Source organism: Streptomyces cyaneofuscatus (assembly GCF_042718795.1).
Lineage (GTDB): Bacteria > Actinomycetota > Actinomycetes > Streptomycetales > Streptomycetaceae > Streptomyces > Streptomyces cyaneofuscatus_A.
In genome coordinates this window covers 34,183-50,829 of record NZ_JBHXOX010000027.1, presented here as the reverse complement: position 1 = coordinate 50,829, position 16,647 = coordinate 34,183, and the positions used below count along the sequence as shown (strand labels likewise).

Below are 16,647 nucleotides of genomic sequence, written 5' to 3'. Positions count from 1 at the left end.
AGGAAGGGTGGAGAACGAACAGAACGAAACGGGAGGGGCTGGGGCACTACGGGAGCGGGACGAGCGGATTCGGGTACGGAAACGGAGAACGCGGCTGTGGGGCGCGCGAACAAGGGATGAGAGACCGGGGGCCGTGCTGTGGTGGGGATAGACAGTTTTCGGTACGGCTACGCCCCCGGCTACTCACCGATGCGACAACTTGCCGGTAACTCAGGTGGGCAAGTTCGTCATCATGTGAGTATTCGAGGCTTCCGGCTCCGTTCTGCGCCCCCGGACGACGAGCACGATGCCCACGGCCGCGAGGACGAGACCCAGTCCGACCGCCCCGGCCGGCGCGGTCCCGGAGAGCAGGGCCAGCCGGTCGCTGTCCGCCGACGCCAGCTCGACCTGCTTGAGCTGGGTCTCCTTGGTGAACTCGACCCGCTTGCTCTCCAGCAGCGTGACGGCGTCCTTCTTGGAGCCCGGTGCCCGCAGCGTCTTCTTCGGGCCGATCGCCGCGTTCATGATGCGGCCGGTCCGCCGGTCCACGACGAGCTCGATGCCGCTGTTGGAGTACCACTCCTCGGCCAGGATCTGCGGCGTACGGGGCCGGCCCACGAGCACGCCCGGCACCTGGCGCACCCCGGTGCGGGTCGGCTCGACGGTGCCCTTGAAGGCGTACCCCTCGTACCCCTGGACCTTCTTCCTGCCGGCGTAGTCCAGCCGGACGACGCCGCCGAGGGTGCCGTCCCACCAGCGGTAAGCACGTCTTTCGACATCGAAGGGGAACTTCAGATACGCCTCCCCGTCGAAGGTCGGCTTCTCCTCGCAGCAGTGCACCGGCTCATTGGTGGTCCGGTCGGTCACCCAGCGCTCCATGGTCCACTGGAGGGCGTCGCGCGGGTCGGAGGCGGGCAGTGTGCCCTCGTGGTCGACGGAGGTGGAGACGTCCCACACGGCGTTGCCGCTCTTGAGGCTGTCGGCCACGTCCCCGCGCACCTGGCGGGTGATCGTGATCTCCTTGCCCTCGACCGTCTCGACCTTCGAGGTGTCGAAGTAGCTGCCGGTCCCGGTGAAGACCGTGGTCGTATCGGTGTCTATGGGGGTGCGCTTCGCCTGCGGCTGGACATACCAGACAAGCAGGGGCGCGAGAACGAGCAGAAAGACCCCTGCACCCAGTAGAAACAGTGACAGAGGTGAAGCATTGCGGCGCATCCGGGCACTCCTGGGTCGAATCTCTTCGCGGGAGGTGCACGGGCCCCGGGCCGGTCAGCCCTTGATTGGCGTGAACAGTAAGCAAGGCCTTGACGGCATGTCAATGGACTACCGACACTGTGTGCCAGCCGGAGGGGCCCGGCCATCACGGAGTAGGGATCGACTCCAGCAAGGAGCTGACCCGATCATGCGCAGACTCATCGCCGCCGCGGCCACCACCCTGGTGGCCGCAGCACTCGCCTTCGGTGCCGCCTTCGGCATCGTGGCCCTGCTCGACGCCACGCCCGAGCAGCCGAACACACCCTTGATCAGTTACGACACCGCACCGGCGGGCTCGTGAAGTCTCATGCCTGGCAGGAGGTGCCCCGGTCGAAGGTCGAGCGGTTCGCCTCCATCGCCCTGGCCGAGGCGCCGGAGATCGCCCAGAAGATCCTCACCGAGATCCGGCAGGACTACCCCTACCTCCAGCTCGTCGAGGACGAGTCCGGTGAGCCGATGGCCCTGGTCGGCATCCGCCGCGCCATCGAGGGCTTCGTACGCCACCTCGCCTCCGGCGCCGCCGACCCGCGCGTGCCACCGGAGGTGTTCCAGGAGTTCGGCCGGGGCGAGGGGCTGCACGGCCGCAGCCTCGACTCGCTCCAGGCCGTCTACCGGCTCGGGGTGCGCCTCACCTGGCGCCGGTTCGCCGAGATCGGCCAGCAGGTCGACATCGCCGCACCCGCCATGTACGAGCTGGCCGAATCGGGTTTCGAGTATCTGGACGGCCTCGTGGAACAGTCGGTCCTGGGCTACGCCGAGGCGGCGGCCCGCCGCGCCAGTGAGCGGCTGCGCCTCCAGCGCCAGCTCATCGACCTGCTCCTGATGGAGCCCCGCGGCGACTCGGCCCGGACGCTCGCCGAGCGGGCCGCCCGGATCGGCTGGGAGCTGCCGGAGACCATCGCGGTGGGCGTGCTGATGCGCCCCGCCCGGGAGGCCGTCGCCCCGGCGGTCGGACAGGGGATCCTGCTGGAGACGGAGAGCGAGCAGCCGCGCATCGTCATCCCCGACCCGGAGACGGCGGGCCGGGCGGACACCCTGCGCCGGGCCACCGCCGGCTGGTCCGGCGCGATCGGCCCGTCCGTGCCGCTGGCCGCCGCCGCGACCTCGCTGCGGTGGGCCGAGACCGCCGTCCAGCTGATCAAGAAGAACCTGCTGCCGCAGGGCGAGGTGCTGCACTGCACCGAGCGCACGGAGGAGCTGGTGCTCCTGCCGTCCCGGGAGCTGATCGACGCGGCCGCCCGCCGCTGCCTCGCCCCGCTGGACGGCCTCGGCGCGACCGCGGCGAAGCGGCTGGCCGAGACCCTGCTCGCCTGGATCGAGACGCCCGGCGGCGCGCCCGAGGTGGCCCAGCGGCTCGGCATCCACCCGCAGACGGCGCGCTACCGGCTGCGCCAGATCCGCGAGCTGTGGGGCGACGCGATCGACGACCCCGACCAGCGCTTCGAGATGCTGCTGGTCCTCCGCTCGCAGCGGCTCAGAGGGGCGCTGGCGCAGGGGGCGGAGTAGGAGCTGTGCCCCCTGCGCGTACGGGTTGCTAGACCGGGGTGACGTACGCCCCGGCGATCCCGCCGTCCACCAGGAAGTCCGTCGCGTTGACGAACGATGAGTCGTCGCTCGCCAGGAACGCCACGGCGGCCGCGATCTCGGTCGGCTCGGCGAACCGGCCCACCGGGATGTGCACCAGCCTCCGCGCCGCCCGTTCCGGGTCCTTGGCGAACAGCTCCTGGAGCAGCGGGGTGTTGACCGGACCCGGGCAGAGCGCGTTGACGCGGATGCCGTCCCGCGCGAACTGCACCCCCAGCTCACGCGACATCGCCAGCACCCCGCCCTTGGACGCGGTGTACGAGATCTGCGAGGTCGCCGCCCCCATCCGGGCCACGAACGAGGCCGTGTTGATGATGGAGCCCCGGCCCTGGGCACGCATGTACGGGATGGCCGCCTTGCAGCACAGGAAGACGGAGGTCAGGTTGACCTCCTGCACCCGGCGCCAGGCCTCCAGGCCGGTGTCCAGGATCGAGTCGTCGTCGGGCGGCGAGATCCCCGCGTTGTTGAAGGCGATGTCGACCGAACCGTAGGTGTCGAACGCCGCCTTGAAGAGCGCCTCGACCTCCTCGGCGTCGGTGACGTCGGTACGGACGAAGAGCCCGCCCGCCTCCTCGGCGGCGGCCTTGCCGCTCACCTCGTCCACATCGGCGCAGACGACCTGGGCGCCCTCGGCGGCCAGCCGCCGCACGGTGGCCAGGCCGATGCCGCTGCCGGCTCCGGTGACGACGGCGGTGCGGCCGACCAGGCGGCGGCAGACAGGGGAAGTGTCGGTCATGGTGCTCAGGCCTCCGTGCTGATGAAGATGTTCTTGGTTTCGGTGAAGGCGGCCAGGGCGTCGGGCCCGAGCTCACGGCCCAGACCCGACTGCTTGTAGCCGCCGAAGGGGGTCGAATAGCGCACGCTGGAGTGCGAGTTGACGGAGAGGTTGCCCGCGCTCAGGCCCTGCCCGACGCGGAGGGCGCGCCCGATGTCCCGGGACCAGACGGATCCGGCCAGCCCGTAGTCGGTGGCGTTCGCCAGGCGCAGGGCCTCCTCCTCGCCGTCGAACGGCAGGACCACCGCGACCGGCCCGAAGACCTCCTCGACGGCCACCGGCGCGTCGGCGGCCACCCCGGCGAGCACGGTCGGCGGATACCAGAACCCGGGACCCTCAGGGGAGTTGCCGAGAATGGCCTGTACGCCGTCGGCTTCCCGTACGCCGTCGGTGAAGCCCCGCACCCGGTCGAGCTGGAGGGCGGAGATGAGTGGGCCCATCTGCGTCTTCTCGTCGGCCGGGTCGCCCACCACCACGGCGGCGACCGCCGGGACGAGCAGGTCGAGGAACCGGTCGTACACGGACCGCTCCACCAGGATCCGGGTCCGGGCGCAGCAGTCCTGGCCCGCGTTGTCCAGGAAGGACATCGGGGTGGCGGCCGCCGCCGCCTCCACATCAGCGTCGGCGAAGACGATGTTCGGGCTCTTGCCGCCGAGTTCGAGGGTGAGGCGCTTCACCCGCTCCGCGCACCGGGTCATGATGTGTTTCCCGGTCCGGGTGGAGCCGGTGAACACGATCTTCGCGACGCCCGGATGGTCGACGAGCGCGCTCCCGGCCACCGGGCCCTCGCCGGGCAGGACGTGGAACAGTCCCTCGGGAAGGCCTGCCTCCAGGGCGAGTTCGGCCAGCCGCAGAGCGGTCAAGGGGGTGGTCTCGGCCGGTTTGAGGAGGACGGCGTTGCCTGCGGCGAGCGCGGGGGCCAGACCCCAGGCGGCGATGGGCATCGGGAAGTTCCAGGGCGCGATGATCCCGATGACGCCCAGCGGCTCCAGGATCGTGAAGTCGATGCCGCCCGCCACCGGGATCTGCTTGCCGAGCAGTCGCTCCGCGCCGCCCGCGCTGTAGTCGAGGAGGTCGCGGACGTTGCCCGCCTCCCAGCGGGCGTTGCCGATGGTGTGTCCGGCCTCCCGGACCTCCAACTGGGCCAGTTCCTCGATGTGTTCGTCGACGGTGGCGGCGAAGCGGCGCAGCAGCCTGGCCCGGTCGGCGGGCGCGGCGGCCGCCCAGGGGCGCTGCGCGGCGGCGGCGCGGACGACGGCCGCGTCCACGTCGGCGGCCGAGGCGGCGGGCACGGTGGCGATGACCTCGGCGGTCGCCGGGTTCAGGACGTCCAGGGCGGACGCTGCGGGGTGCTGTGACACGTACGGACCTCGATCGGGGAAGCAGGCAGGGGGTGGTCGGAGCCGTTCTCGTGGTCAGAGGCGCTCGAAGGAGCGGCGCAGCTCCCAGTCGGTCACCGCGGAGTCGTAGGCGGCGAGTTCGACCTTCGCCATGTTCAGGTAGTGCGCCACGACCTCCTCGCCGAACGCCTCCTTCGCGATGGGGCTGGCCTCCCACAGCTCGGCCGCCTCGCGCAGGGTCGTCGGCACCTGGTCGTACGCGGAGGTGTAGGCGTTGCCCGTACACGCCTCCGGCAACGGCAGCCGGTGCTCGACTCCGTACAGACCGGCGGCGACCAAACCGGCGACGGCCAGGTGCGGATTGACGTCGCCGCCGGGCAGCCGGTTCTCGAAGCGCATCGAGCGGCCGTGGCCGACGACCCGCAGGGCGCAGGTGCGGTTGTCGACGCCCCAGGCGACGGCGGTGGGGGCGAAGGAGCCCGGCTGGAAGCGCTTGTAGGAGTTGATGTTGGGCGCGTAGAGGAGGGAGAAGTCGCGCAGGGCGGCGAGCTGACCGGCCAGGAAGTGGCGCATCAGCTCGGACATGCCGTCCGGCCCGTCCCCGGCCATCACGTTCTCGCCGTTCTCGTCGGTGAGCGAGAGGTGGATGTGGCAGGAGTTGCCCTCGTTCTGGTCGTACTTGGCCATGAAGGTCAGCGAGACACCCTCCTGGGCCGCGATCTCCTTGGCGCCGGTCTTGTAGACGGCGTGCTGGTCGCAGGTGGTCAGCGCCTCGTCGTAGCGGAAGACGATCTCGTGCTGGCCGGGATTGCACTCGCCCTTGGCGGACTCGACGGTCAGCCCGGCCTGCTGCATCTCGTTGCGGATGCGGCGCAGCAGCGGCTCGATGCGCCCGGTGCCGAGGATGGAGTAGTCGATGTTGTACTGGTTGGCCGGGGTCAGCCCGCGGTAGTCGCGGTCCCAGGCCTCCTCGTAACTGTCCCGGAAGACGATGAACTCCAGCTCCGTGCCGACCTGCGCCGTACAGCCGAGCGAGGCGAGCCGGTCGAGCTGGCGGCGCAGGATCTGGCGCGGTGCGGCCACGACCGGGCTGCCGTCGTGCCAGGCGAGGTCGGCGATCAGCAGGGCGGTGCCCTCGTGCCAGGGGACCGGGCGGAGCGTGGCGGGGTCGGCGACCATGCCGAAGTCGCCGTAGCCGTTCTCCCACGACGACATCGCGTAACCGTCGACGGTCCGCATCTCGGTGTCCACGGCCAGCAGGTAGTTGCAGCCCTCGGTACCGTGCTCCAGCACCTCGTCGAGGAAGAACCCGGCTGCGAACCGCTTCCCCTGGAGCCGGCCCTGCATATCGGGGAAGGCCAGCACCACGGTGTCTATCGACCCGTCCGCGACGCGTGAGCGGAGCTCGTCGACGGTGAGCGGGGGTGTGCGGTCTGCCACGGGATTCCTCCTTGGGTGAACCGGGAGGCTTAAGGTATGACAGAGAACCATTGATTGGGAAGGGAATCCGCGCGTGGTCACCAGAAGGAGAACCGACGGCACCCGCCCGGTGGCGGCGGAAGGTGCCCCGGATGCCGTGGGCGAGGAGGCGGCGGGTGGCGAGGTTGCGGCTGCGGAGGGCTCCGCGCCGCCGGTCTCCGTCCTGCGCCCCGTCCGCGCCGGCAACGGCTTCGAGGAGACCCTGGAGCAGGTCCTCCAACTGCTCCGCCTCGGCCTCGTCCCGCCCGGCGACCGGCTGCCCGCCGAGCGCGAGCTCGCCCAGCACCTGGGCGTCAGCCGGGTGACCCTGCGCGAGGTGCTCAAGGTCCTCCAGGACCAGGGCATGGTGGAGAGCCGGCGCGGCCGCTACGGCGGAACGTTCGTCCTGCCGCGCGCCTCCGCCGCCGACGGCAGCGACGAACTGCGGCGCCGGGTGGCGGCCGTCGACGTGGAGGACACCCTGCGCTTCCGCGAGGTGCTGGAGACCGGGGCCGCCGGGCTCTGCGCCGACGGGCTCGCGGCGGAGGGCGAAGGCCGGCTGCGGGCGGCGCTGGAAGCCACCCAGGGGGCCCGGCTGGAGGACTACCGCCGCCAGGACACCCTGCTCCATCTCACCCTCGCGGAACTTTCCGGCTCCGTGTCGCTCGCCGCCGGGTACGCCTCCGTACGCGCCACCCTCAACGAACTCCTCGACTGCATCCCGCTGCTGGTCCGCAACCTGGAGCACTCCCAGCAGCAGCACGCGGCCGTCGTCGAGGCCGTGCTCGACCGGGACGCGGAGGCGGCGCGCGAGATGATGCGCGAACACTGCGCCGGTACGGCGGCGCTGCTGCGGGGCTTCCTGGCCTGAGGTTCCGGGGGCCGGGTCCGGGCGGTGGCCGCGAGGGTGAATCCGTAACCACTCTTTAACGCAGGCCCCTTGCCTTTCGCGTCGACGTTCCACAAAGGTGTGCCGACGAACCTTTGATCGAAGCATCGAGGTATCGAAGCATCGCAGCAGTTCCATCGACGACGTCGACAGACATCTGGAGCGCCTCATGGCTCAGGGCACCGAAACCCCCGCCGGACCACCCGATTCCCCGAGCCCGGGGGCGACCGGCTCGGCCGCGTACCTGCGCCGCCGGACCCTGAGGCGCGGCAGCGCGGGCTGGCTGCTGCTGACCGGACTCGGCGTCGCCTACGTCGTCTCCGGCGACTTCTCGGGCTGGAACATCGGCCTCTCGAAGGGCGGCTTCGGCGGACTCGCCGTGGCCATGGTCCTGATGGGCGTCATGTACGCCTGTCTGGTCTTCGCGCTGGCCGAACTCTCCGCCATCCTGCCGACCGCGGGCGGCGGTTACGGCTTCGCCCGGCGTGCGCTCGGCACCTGGGGCGGCTTCCTCACCGGCACGGCCATCCTCATCGAGTACATCCTCGCCCCCGCCGCCATCTCGATCTTCATCGGCGACTACGTGGAATCGCTCGGCCTGTTCGGGCTGACCTCTGGCTGGCCGGTCTACCTCGCCTGCTTCGCGATCTTCATCTCCATCCACCTCTGGGGCGTCGGTGAGGCGCTCCGCTTCAGCCTGGTCGTGACCGCCATCGCGGTGGCCGCCCTCCTCATCTTCGCCGTGGGCGCGTTCACCGAGTTCGACGCGGGCCGCCTCAACGACATCCCGGCCGACCCCAGCGCCTTCGGCTCCAACTCCTGGCTGCCGTACGGGCTCCTCGGCATCTGGGCGGCGTTCCCGTTCGGCATGTGGTTCTTCCTCGGGGTGGAAGGCGTACCGCTCGCCGCAGAGGAGGCCAAGGACCCGGTCCGCTCGATGCCGAAGGCGCTGGCCATCTCGCTCGCCGTACTGGTCTTCCTGGCGCTCATCACCTTCGTCTCCGCCACCGGGGCCCAGGGCGCCGACGCCATCAAGGAGGCCGGGAACCCGCTCGTGGTCGCCCTCCAGGGCACCGGCGAGCCGACCGCCCTGAGCCGCTTCGTCAACTACGCGGGCCTCGCGGGCCTGGTCGCCTCCTTCTTCTCGCTCATCTTCGCCGGCTCGCGCCAGCTCTTCGCCCTCTCCCGGGCCGGGTACCTGCCGCGCTTCCTCTCGCTCACCAACCGCCGCAAGTCCCCCTACCTCGGCCTGCTGATCCCCGGCGTCATCGGCTTCACCCTGGCCGCCTGGAGCGGCAACGGCGGCCGGATGCTGAACGTCGCCGTCTTCGGGGCCACCATCAGCTACGCCCTGATGGCCCTGTCCCACATCGTGCTGCGCCGCCGTGAGCCGGACCTGCCCCGGCCCTACCGCACCCCCGGCGGCGCGGGCACCTCGGGTGCCGCCTTCGTTCTGGCATGCTCGGCGCTGGTGGCGACCTTCCTGGTGGACCGGGACGCGGCGTTCATCGCGCTCGGTGTGTACGCGGTGGCGCTGGCCTACTTCGCCTTCTACAGCCGCCACCGGCTGGTCGCGGCGGCCCCGGAGGAGGAGTTCGCCGCACTGGCCGCGGCGGAGGCCGAACTCAAGCGCGACTGACCGCCCCGCACAGCCCCGCCCCGCACCGTCGCGGATCCATGAGCAGGACAACCGTCCGTAACGAGACAACCGAAGGAGCCGTTCCATGTCCCGGCCCGTCATCGGCATCAGCACCTACCAGGACCCCGCCCGCTGGGGTGTCTGGGAGATGCCCGCGGTGCTCCTGCCCGCCGCCTACCCCCGCCTGGTCCGGGCGGCGGGCGGACTCGCGGTGCTGCTGCCGCCGGACGAGGCCGCGGACGCGGCCCGGGAGACGGTGGCCGCCCTGGACGGGGTGGTGATCGCCGGGGGAGCGGACGTCGAGCCGACCCGTTACGGAGCCACTCCCGACCCCCGTACGGGGCCTCCGGCCCGCGAGCGTGACGCCTGGGAACTCGCCCTGATCGAGGCGGCGATCGAGCTGCGCGTCCCTCTGCTGGGCATCTGCCGGGGCATGCAACTGCTGAACGTCGCCCTCGGCGGCACCCTGCACCAGCACCTGGACGGCCACACCGGCGGGCACGCGGTCTTCGGCGGCCACGCGGTGGACCCCGTGCCCGGGACGGCGTACGCGGCGGCCGTCCCGGAGCAGACCACGGTGCCCGCCTACCACCACCAGGCCGTCGACCGCCTGGGCACCGGCCTGATCGCCTCCGCCCACGCCCCCGACGGAACGGTGGAGGCGCTGGAACTCCCGGACCACGAGAGCCTGGTGCTCGGGGTCCAGTGGCACCCGGAGATGGGCGACGACCCCCGCGTCATGGCCGCGCTGGTCGACGCGGCCCGCCACCGCTCGCGGGTATCAGCGCCGGGCGTCGGGCAGCGGGGGTGATCCGGCGCCAGGAGTCCCGTGACCGGGCCCGGAGAAGCCCGGACCGGAGAAGCCCGGACCGGTGAAGTCGGGGCCGCTGAAGCCGGGGCGGGTGAAGTCGGGGGCGCTGAAGTCGGGGCCCGCGAAGGCCGGCGGGGTGAAGCGCGGGCCGCCGGGCGCCGCCGCCCGCCCCGCCTCGGCGAGTTCCCCGAGCAGGAACGGGCGGATTCCCTTGTCCCGCAGGGCGGTCCGCCAGGTCTCCCGGGCACGGTCCAGGTCGGCCGAGCGGTCCACCCCGGGCGGGGAGCCGGGCAGGGAGCCGGGCGCCGGCCGGAGGGCGGCGGTCCGGTAGACGGCGATGAGGCTGATCAGGGAGGTGGCGGCCGCGATGGCCAGACTGACCCAGCCCACCCGGACCAGGGTGTCGGCCAGGGCCGCCATGCTGTCGGTCAGGCGGAGCCCGTACCCCAGCAGGAGGAAGGTCGCCGCGGCGACGGCGGCCAGGATCGGGGTCAGTACCCCGAGGACCGCCAGGGCTCCGGCGCCCGGCCGCTCCTGGTCCCCCGGCCCGGACAGGGGAGCGGGGCCGCCGTCGCCGCGCCGGCCGTGCGACGCGCGCCGCAGGGCCGCGTACGCCCGGTACTCCGCCGCGGCGGCCGGAGCCGTACGCCCCACCGCGGCCAGGGCCCGGATCCGCAACCGGCCGCCGCTGACGCCGGATTCCTCCAGCAGCCGCCGGATCTCCGCCGAGGCGAGCACCTCGTCGACCACCTCCGCGTAGGCGGATCTGTCCTCGTCCCCCAGCGGGGAAGGCCTGCCCATACTGTCCCTCGATCGATGTGTCGCCGCCGTGTGGGGCACGGGGCTCCCGCGCCCCCACGCGGCGGTCACGGCGTTGGTGTCGTCACAGGTGCTGGGCGACGGCGGGCATCAGGTCCTGGAACGTACGCCCGTCGGCCGCGGCGCCGATGGCGGTCATCTGCCACCCCGAACCGGCCCGCTGGACCTTGGCCATGATCTGCGCGGTGTGCCGCCCGCCGCCGGTCAGCGTGTACCGCGCGAGCTCCTGGCCGGTGCTCTCGTCGACCAGACGGCAGAAGGCGGCCTCGACCTCCTCGAAGGTCTGGCCGGTGAACGAGTTGACCGTGAAGATGATCTGGTCGACGTGGACGGGCACGCGCCGCAGGTCGACGACGATGGACTCGTCGTCACCGCCCTCGCCCGCACCGCCGACCCGGTTGTCACCGGTGTGCTGGACCGAACCGTCGTCGCTGGTGAGGTGCTGGAAGAAGACGACGTCCTGCGGGTTCTGGCCGGCGAAGAGCACGGCCGAGGCGTCGAGGTCGATGTCCCGGGCGGTCAGCCGGGCCAGGAAGCCCTTGCGGGGCGCGGACTTCCAGCCCAGCCCCATCCGGACGACGCCGAGTTCGCCGCCGCCGGACTTGGTGAGGCTGACCTGCTGGCCCTTGGAGAGGTTGATCGTCATGGCTTCCGCCTTCGCTGTTTCGGTGAGGTGAGGTGAGGTGAGGTGAGTGCGTCCGGGCGGTGGGGCGGGGTCAGAGACCCACGCCGAAGTCGGCGACGATGCCGCTCAGCCCGGATGCGTAACCCTGCCCGACCGCACGGAACTTCCACTCGGCGCCGTGCCGGTACAGCTCGCCGAAGACCATCGCCGTCTCGGTGGAGGCGTCCTCGCTGAGGTCGTAACGGGCGATCTCCGCGCCGCCCGCCTGGTTCACCACGCGGATGTAGGCGTTGCGGACCTGGCCGAAGCTCTGGCCGCGGCCCTCCGCCTCGTGGATCGAGACGGGGAACACGATCTTGGCGACGGAACCCGGCACGGCGGAGAGGTCGACCTTGACGATCTCGTCGTCCCCCTCGCCCTCGCCGGTGAGGTTGTCGCCGGTGTGCTCGACCGAACCGTCCGGGCTCTTCAGGTTGTTGTAGAAGACGAAGTGCGCGTCGGAGAGGACCTTGCCCGACTCGTCGCAGAGCAGCGCGCTCGCGTCGAGGTCGTAGTCGGTGCCGGTGGTCGTACGGACGTCCCAGCCGAGGCCGACAAGGATCGCGGTCAGCCCCGGAGCCTCCTTGGTCAGCGAGACATTTCCGCCCTTGGCCAGGCTCACGCCCATGGTGTTCTCCCTACTGTGCGGTGACGGTGCGGGCACTCTGCGGCACCGCTGTAAAATCTACAACACTGTAGATTTTCCGGGCCAGGTGGGAAGCGGTCGGAGGTGTCACGGGAGGGTCGGTGGCTGGATACGATTTCCCGGTCGCCCGGCGGATGAACGGCAGGGACCGGGCGGCTGAGCGAAGCGGAACGAGAGGGGGGCCTGACGGTGGACACCGAAGGAGCCGGTGGCGAACGGGAAACGCCCGCTCGCAGGCGGGGCCAGGGCGAGCTGGAGGCCCAGGTGCTGTCCGTGCTGGGCGAGGCGACCGAACCGGTGACCGCCGCCTGGGTGCTGCAACGGCTCGGCAGCGGGCTGTCGTACAGCACCGTCATCACGATCCTTACCCGCCTGCACGCCAAGCAGGCCGTCACCCGGACCGGGCGGGGGCGCCCCGTCCTGTGGCAGCCCGTGGCGAACGAGGCCGGTCTCGCCGCGCTGCGGATGCGCAGCCTCCTCGACAAGCAGCGCGACCGGGACGCGGTGCTCGCCGGCTTCGTCTCCGTCCTGTCGGCGGACGACGAGGAGCTGCTGCGCTCGCTGCTCGCGGAGAGCGAGCCCGGGGGCGGGGGCGGGGGCGGGGGCGGGAGCGTGCCGGGGGGCGGCCCCGGCGATGGGCCTGATGGGCCTGGTGGGCCTGGTGGGCCTGATGGACGTGGTGGGCCTGATGGGCCTGGCGCGGCGCCCACGGACCGGCCGGAGGGCTGACGATGGGCGTCTTCGTGTATCTGCCCCTGGTCCTGCCCCTGACCGCGCTGCCGATCGCGCGGCTGGCCGAGCAGCACCTGCACCCAGGGAGAGCCGCACGCCTGCTGACCACCGTCGCCGTGATCCTCGCCTCCTGCAGCCTGGTCTGTCTGGGGCTGCTGGTGGTGGTCGGCACCGCGCAGCTGCCCGGCAACCCGCTGCCCGACGGCTGGTCCGACGACGAGGTACGGGAGGCCGTCCCGCACGACGCCTTCGCGGGCAGGGCCTCCATCCTGGCGCTCGTCGCCGTGACGATGGCCTGCGGGTTCACCCTCCACCGCCACTACCGCTTCCGCGCCCGTGCCCACCGCACCCTCGCCGGACTGCCGGGTGGCGGCGACCTCGCCGTACTCCCCGACGACCTGCCGTACGCCTACGCGCTGCCCGGTTCGCCGGGCCGGGTCATGGTCTCCACCGCCATGCTCGCCGCCCTGGACCCGGCGGAGCGCCGGGCGCTGCTCGCCCACGAACGGGCCCACCTGGACGGCCGCCACCACCGGCTGCTGCTCGCGACCCGGCTGGCCGGATGCGTCAACCCGCTGCTGCGGCCCCTGCAGGAGGCTCTCGTCTACTCCACCGAGCGCTGGGCGGACGAGGAGGCGGCCCGGGTCACGGGCGACCGACGGCTGACGGCCCGTGCGGTCGGCAAGGCGGCGCTCATCTCCGCCCCGGGCCCCCGGGCCGCCGCCGTGGCGGGCTTCGCCGCCGCGGGCCCGGTGCCGCGCCGGGTGGCAGCGCTGCTGGGTCCGGTGCCACCGGACCGGGGCTGGCCGCCCGCGCTCACCCCGGCCGGCGCCGCCGCGTTCGTCGCCGCCGCCGGCACGACCGTCTCCGCGCTCTCCGCGCTCAACGCGGCCGTCGCGCTCTTCCTCGTACTGGAGGCGGCGACGACGCCGCTGTGACCCCCGCGGAGAAGCCTCAGGGAGTAGGGGTGTCCCGCTCGGTCGTCTCCCCGCGGATCACGCGGGGAGCGGTCCGGGACGGGCCGCCACCCGCGCTCTCGTCCTTGCCCTCGTTCTTGAAAGCCTGCTTCTCGCTCTTGAGGATGCGCGCGGCCTTTCCGGCCGACCGTACGAGATCGGGGAGCCGTTTCACGGCCAGCACTGCCACGACGACCAGGAGAAGGATGGTGAGCTCGCCGATCCCGAACATGGCTGCTGCTTTCTCTGGGGCGGATGTGACGAGAAATCACCCGGATCCCTGACGGGCGGCCGGCAGAGGGCAATCTACAGGGCTGTAGAGTACTGGTTCCCCGGGTTCCCGGATCAGGCCGGTCCGGGCAACACCCGCACGGTGGCGTCCGGGAGGCGGCTCCACCAGTGGCCGTAGCGCCGGTAGACCTCCGGTTCACGGCCGGCGAGGAACCCCACCAGCGACCGGGCCTCGGCGGCGAGCCCGTCCCAGACCTCCTCGGGCAGGGGGTGGAACGCGGTCGCTTCGATGCCTCCGGCCACCGGGCGCCACACCCCGGCCACGTACCCGTCGACCAGCAGCGTCGGCAGCACATCGCCGTTCGCGCGGATCACGGTCCTGCGGTATGCCTCCGGGAGGACCCGGCCGCGATCCGCGTACGCCAGCAGGACGCTGTCCCACATCGCCATCAGCCGGGGCGATGCCGGCTCCGCCCCGTCCGGCCGCGGAGCCCCCGGCAGGTCGAACAGCTCCACGTTCTCCGGCCCCTCCAGCCGCTCCAGCCGCTCGGCGAGGTCCACCAGCGCCGCCCGCGCCCTGGTCCGCGTGACCATGGCGAACTGCGCCACGTCCGCTACCGAGGCGGGTCCGAATCCTGAGAGGTAGCGCAGGACCAGCGTGCGCAGGGACGCGGCCGACGCCGCCGGATCCGTACGCAGGGGTCCGGTCCGGGGCGCTATGTACGAGGGACGGTGGCCGAACGACCAGGGCGGGGCGGTGGGAGCGTGGAGCAGCGGCGTGTACTGCCGCAGCCCCCACCACGCCCCGGCCTGCGGCGGCGCCCCCAACTGCTCGCCCAGCCAGGCCTCGCACTCGGCGGTGGTCCGGGGCCGGTCGGCGAACTGCAGCAGCCGGGGGACCAGCGCGTCGGCGTCCGCCGCCGTCAGCCCGGACGCGGTGAACCGGCTCCCCAGTCGGGAGGCGCGCACCACCGGGTGCATGGCCTCCCGGAAGGCCGGGTGGTCGTCCGCGTGCACGGCGTGGAGGGTGAGCCGCATCATGGTCGCCTTCACCACACGGTGATCCGCGAACGCCGTGTCGAGTCCGGCCGGGTCGAAGGCTGTGAGCCGGTTCCACAGCGCGACGTACGGCGAGGCCGGCTGCTGGGCCTGGAGCGCGACCACACGCCGTACGCCCTCGGCCGCGCCCAGGGGCTCGCGCCGCAGCAGCAACTGCCGGGCGAGCGTGGAGCGGTTGAGCCCTCGCGCGGTGATCCTGGTGCCCGTCATCGGTGCGTTCCTCCGGTGGTCGTCCGCGATCCGTCCTCCGCCCGCCGTGCGGCGGTGGGGGCGGCGAACGACGAAACCGTACGCTGCCCATCCCGCCGGCCGGACGGCGCGGTCCGGGGCCTGCTTGGCGCGGGGGACCGCCGGGACCGCGGACACTTCACCGCGCCGCTCTCCTGAACCGTCCGGGGACGCGTCCCGGCCGCGGCGCCGGGACGATGCGGAACGCGGTGTTGAGGACATGGTCGATCACATCGCGTGAGGGCTTGTCCGTGAGGTCGGTGAGCAGCCGGGCCAGGGTGTTCAGGAGGAACGGCGAGTTCATGACGTACCGGTTGAGCACGGGCTGGAACCCGGAGCGGCTGAAGACCAGGTCGGCGGCCGCGTTGCCGAGGCGGTAGTAGCGGCCCCAGCGGCGGTTCATCTCCACCGGGTAGCCGCGCAGCACCTGTTCGCGGCGCGGGCCCTCGGGGTGGGCCAGGGCGAGTGCGGCCGTCTCCGCGGCGACCTCGCCCGCCTCCAAGGCCTGGCCGATGCCCTCGCCGTTCCACGGGCTGACCATGCCGCCGGAGTCGCCGACCAGCAGGAGTCCGCGCGCGTACAGCGGATGGCGGTTGAAGCCGAGAGGCAGTGCGGCGCTGCGGACCGGGCCCTCGGCGTTCTCCTCGCGCAGCCCCCACTCCGGCGGCGTCCGTGCCAGCCACTGGTCCAGGGTGGCCCGCAGGTCCGCCGTGCCGTGCCGGCGGTGGGGGAGCGCCCCGAGGCCTACGTTGACCCGCCCGTCGCCCATCGGGAAGATCCAGCCGTACCCGGGGAGGTACGGTCCCCTGTCGGGGAAGCGGAGGTCGGCCCAGAGCTCCAGGTACTCCTCCCGCGAGCGCTCCGGGCTGCGGTAGTAGCGGCGGGCCGCCGTGGCGATCTGCCGCCGGGGGTCCCGCTCCAGGCCGAGCGCCAGGGCGAGCCGGGCGGAGGCCCCGTCGGCGGCGACGACGACCGGCGCGCGGAAGTCGACGGGGCCCGGTATATCCGGCGCGTCCGAGGTCGCGGCCACCCCGATGACCCGGCCCGCCCGGTCGGTCAGCGGCCGCTCCGCCTTCCAGCCGCTGTACAGCCGCGCCCCGGCCGCCACCGCGTGGTGCGCCAGGATGTCGTCGAAGTCGTGGCGGCTGCGGGAGAGTCCGAAGTCCGGGTAGCGGCCCAGCGCGGGCCAGTCGATGTGCACCCGGTGCTCCCCGGCCACCCAGCGCATCCCGCGCGAACGCGTCCACCCCGGCGCGGAGATGTCCACGCCCATCCGGATCAACTGGTGCACCGCGCGCGGGGTGAGCCCGTCGCCGCAGACCTTCTCCCGGGGGAAGCGGGCCTTCTCCAGCAGGATCACGTCCACACCCGCCCGGGCCAGGTGGTACGCGGCCGACGAGCCGGCCGGGCCCGCCCCCACCACGATCACCTGGGCGTCCTCGCCCGCGCGCCCGTCCGCCGCTGCCGGATCCGCTGACATCTCCCGCATCACAACCCTTCTCGCCTGTTCAGGGACGGCCGGTGCTCTGCCCGGGGCGGTGGCCCCGGTCGACGAACATCATCGACCAGGAGGGGCCGGGGCG

General features: G+C 72.4%; 17 protein-coding genes. 7 read left to right on the top strand and 10 right to left on the bottom strand.

Annotation, left to right across the window (positions count from 1 at the left end; all coding sequences use genetic code 11):
* Window positions 1-210 precede the first annotated feature (210 nt).
* On the bottom strand, window positions 211-1,194 hold the full coding sequence (locus ACFWRT_RS28070) for a cell envelope lipid trafficking protein PgfA (RefSeq protein WP_380953248.1): 984 nt from the start codon (window positions 1,192-1,194) through the stop codon (window positions 211-213).
* 187 nt (window positions 1,195-1,381) lie between these two features.
* Between ACFWRT_RS28070 and ACFWRT_RS28065 the strand changes: the two genes are divergently transcribed.
* Both ACFWRT_RS28065 and ACFWRT_RS28060 read left to right on the top strand, forming a co-directional pair.
* On the top strand, window positions 1,382-1,534 hold the full coding sequence (locus tag ACFWRT_RS28065; RefSeq protein WP_356750899.1) for a hypothetical protein: 153 nt from the start codon (window positions 1,382-1,384) through the stop codon (window positions 1,532-1,534).
* Window positions 1,531-2,739: a helix-turn-helix domain-containing protein gene (locus tag ACFWRT_RS28060; RefSeq protein WP_380953249.1), complete on the top strand. Its 1,209-nt coding sequence runs from the start codon at window positions 1,531-1,533 to the stop codon at window positions 2,737-2,739. Before ACFWRT_RS28065 ends, ACFWRT_RS28060 begins: the two co-directional genes overlap by 4 nt.
* A 28-nt stretch (window positions 2,740-2,767) precedes the next feature.
* Here the strand turns inward: ACFWRT_RS28060 and ACFWRT_RS28055 are convergent, their stop codons facing one another.
* From ACFWRT_RS28055 to ACFWRT_RS28045, 3 genes are read right to left on the bottom strand one after another with little or no spacing between them, the layout of a single operon-like run.
* Window positions 2,768-3,553, bottom strand: a complete 786-nt coding sequence (locus ACFWRT_RS28055; RefSeq protein ID WP_326707183.1) for a 3-oxoacyl-ACP reductase — start codon at window positions 3,551-3,553, stop codon at window positions 2,768-2,770.
* Window positions 3,554-3,558: 5 nt separating this feature from the next.
* Window positions 3,559-4,953, bottom strand: coding sequence for an aldehyde dehydrogenase family protein (locus ACFWRT_RS28050; protein WP_380953250.1), 1,395 nt, complete (start codon window positions 4,951-4,953; stop codon window positions 3,559-3,561).
* Between the two features lie 54 nt (window positions 4,954-5,007).
* Window positions 5,008-6,372 carry a glutamine synthetase family protein gene (locus ACFWRT_RS28045; RefSeq protein ID WP_380953251.1) on the bottom strand — a complete coding sequence of 455 codons (1,365 nt, stop codon included), beginning with the start codon at window positions 6,370-6,372 and terminating at the stop codon, window positions 5,008-5,010.
* A gap of 73 nt (window positions 6,373-6,445) precedes the next feature.
* Here ACFWRT_RS28045 and ACFWRT_RS28040 point away from each other — a divergent pair, with 73 nt between their 5' ends.
* From ACFWRT_RS28040 to ACFWRT_RS28030, 3 genes are all read left to right on the top strand, one after another.
* The gene (locus ACFWRT_RS28040) at window positions 6,446-7,261 is read left to right on the top strand and encodes a FadR/GntR family transcriptional regulator (protein WP_380953252.1); all 816 of its coding nucleotides are present in this window, start codon (window positions 6,446-6,448) and stop codon (window positions 7,259-7,261) included.
* Between the two features lie 187 nt (window positions 7,262-7,448).
* Window positions 7,449-8,918, top strand: a complete 1,470-nt coding sequence (gene eat, locus ACFWRT_RS28035; RefSeq protein WP_380953253.1) for an ethanolamine permease — start codon at window positions 7,449-7,451, stop codon at window positions 8,916-8,918.
* An 85-nt stretch (window positions 8,919-9,003) separates the two neighbouring features.
* Entirely contained in the window at window positions 9,004-9,729 is a 726-nt protein-coding gene (locus ACFWRT_RS28030; protein ID WP_380953254.1) for a gamma-glutamyl-gamma-aminobutyrate hydrolase family protein, read from the top strand.
* Here the strand turns inward: ACFWRT_RS28030 and ACFWRT_RS28025 are convergent.
* From ACFWRT_RS28025 to ACFWRT_RS28015, 3 genes are all read right to left on the bottom strand, one after another.
* Window positions 9,700-10,530, bottom strand: a complete 831-nt coding sequence (locus tag ACFWRT_RS28025) for a hypothetical protein (RefSeq protein WP_380953255.1) — start codon at window positions 10,528-10,530, stop codon at window positions 9,700-9,702. The genes ACFWRT_RS28030 and ACFWRT_RS28025 overlap by 30 nt on opposite strands.
* Before the next feature lie 82 nt (window positions 10,531-10,612).
* Window positions 10,613-11,194: a TerD family protein gene (locus ACFWRT_RS28020; protein WP_380953256.1), complete on the bottom strand. Its 582-nt coding sequence runs from the start codon at window positions 11,192-11,194 to the stop codon at window positions 10,613-10,615.
* Window positions 11,195-11,264: 70 nt separating this feature from the next.
* Window positions 11,265-11,840 (bottom strand): TerD family protein, encoded by a 576-nt coding sequence (locus tag ACFWRT_RS28015; RefSeq protein ID WP_380953257.1) that lies wholly within the window; start codon window positions 11,838-11,840, stop codon window positions 11,265-11,267.
* A 207-nt stretch (window positions 11,841-12,047) separates the two neighbouring features.
* Between ACFWRT_RS28015 and ACFWRT_RS28010 the strand changes: the two genes are divergently transcribed.
* Both ACFWRT_RS28010 and ACFWRT_RS28005 read left to right on the top strand, forming a co-directional pair.
* Entirely contained in the window at window positions 12,048-12,587 is a 540-nt protein-coding gene (locus ACFWRT_RS28010) for a BlaI/MecI/CopY family transcriptional regulator (RefSeq protein ID WP_380953258.1), read from the top strand.
* 2 nt (window positions 12,588-12,589) lie between these two features.
* A complete protein-coding gene (locus ACFWRT_RS28005; RefSeq protein WP_380953259.1) occupies window positions 12,590-13,528 on the top strand; it encodes a M56 family metallopeptidase in 939 nt (312 codons plus the stop codon).
* A 16-nt stretch (window positions 13,529-13,544) separates the two neighbouring features.
* Here the strand turns inward: ACFWRT_RS28005 and ACFWRT_RS28000 are convergent, their stop codons facing one another.
* From ACFWRT_RS28000 to ACFWRT_RS27990, 3 genes are all read right to left on the bottom strand, one after another.
* Window positions 13,545-13,778, bottom strand: coding sequence for a twin-arginine translocase TatA/TatE family subunit (locus tag ACFWRT_RS28000; RefSeq protein ID WP_380953260.1), 234 nt, complete (start codon window positions 13,776-13,778; stop codon window positions 13,545-13,547).
* 113 nt (window positions 13,779-13,891) lie between these two features.
* Window positions 13,892-15,046, bottom strand: coding sequence for a winged helix DNA-binding domain-containing protein (locus ACFWRT_RS27995; protein ID WP_380953261.1), 1,155 nt, complete (start codon window positions 15,044-15,046; stop codon window positions 13,892-13,894).
* Window positions 15,047-15,203: 157 nt separating this feature from the next.
* Entirely contained in the window at window positions 15,204-16,553 is a 1,350-nt protein-coding gene (locus tag ACFWRT_RS27990; protein WP_380953262.1) for a geranylgeranyl reductase family protein, read from the bottom strand.
* Between the last annotated feature and the right edge of the window lie 94 nt (window positions 16,554-16,647).

What these genes read in the sequence shown, in the direction of transcription:
- ACFWRT_RS28070 (WP_380953248.1), bottom strand. Translation starts at nt 1,194, where the DNA reads ATGCGCCGCAATGCTTCACCTCTGTCACTGTTTCTACTGGGTGCAGGG.
- ACFWRT_RS28065 (WP_356750899.1), top strand. Translation starts at nt 1,382, where the DNA reads ATGCGCAGACTCATCGCCGCCGCGGCCACCACCCTGGTGGCCGCAGCA.
- ACFWRT_RS28055 (WP_326707183.1), bottom strand. Translation starts at nt 3,553, where the DNA reads ATGACCGACACTTCCCCTGTCTGCCGCCGCCTGGTCGGCCGCACCGCC.
- eat (WP_380953253.1), top strand. Translation starts at nt 7,449, where the DNA reads ATGGCTCAGGGCACCGAAACCCCCGCCGGACCACCCGATTCCCCGAGC.
- ACFWRT_RS28030 (WP_380953254.1), top strand. Translation starts at nt 9,004, where the DNA reads ATGTCCCGGCCCGTCATCGGCATCAGCACCTACCAGGACCCCGCCCGC.
- ACFWRT_RS28025 (WP_380953255.1), bottom strand. Translation starts at nt 10,530, where the DNA reads ATGGGCAGGCCTTCCCCGCTGGGGGACGAGGACAGATCCGCCTACGCG.
- ACFWRT_RS28020 (WP_380953256.1), bottom strand. Translation starts at nt 11,194, where the DNA reads ATGACGATCAACCTCTCCAAGGGCCAGCAGGTCAGCCTCACCAAGTCC.
- ACFWRT_RS28015 (WP_380953257.1), bottom strand. Translation starts at nt 11,840, where the DNA reads ATGGGCGTGAGCCTGGCCAAGGGCGGAAATGTCTCGCTGACCAAGGAG.
- ACFWRT_RS28005 (WP_380953259.1), top strand. Translation starts at nt 12,590, where the DNA reads ATGGGCGTCTTCGTGTATCTGCCCCTGGTCCTGCCCCTGACCGCGCTG.
- ACFWRT_RS28000 (WP_380953260.1), bottom strand. Translation starts at nt 13,778, where the DNA reads ATGTTCGGGATCGGCGAGCTCACCATCCTTCTCCTGGTCGTCGTGGCA.
- ACFWRT_RS27995 (WP_380953261.1), bottom strand. Translation starts at nt 15,046, where the DNA reads ATGACGGGCACCAGGATCACCGCGCGAGGGCTCAACCGCTCCACGCTC.
- ACFWRT_RS27990 (WP_380953262.1), bottom strand. Translation starts at nt 16,553, where the DNA reads ATGCGGGAGATGTCAGCGGATCCGGCAGCGGCGGACGGGCGCGCGGGC.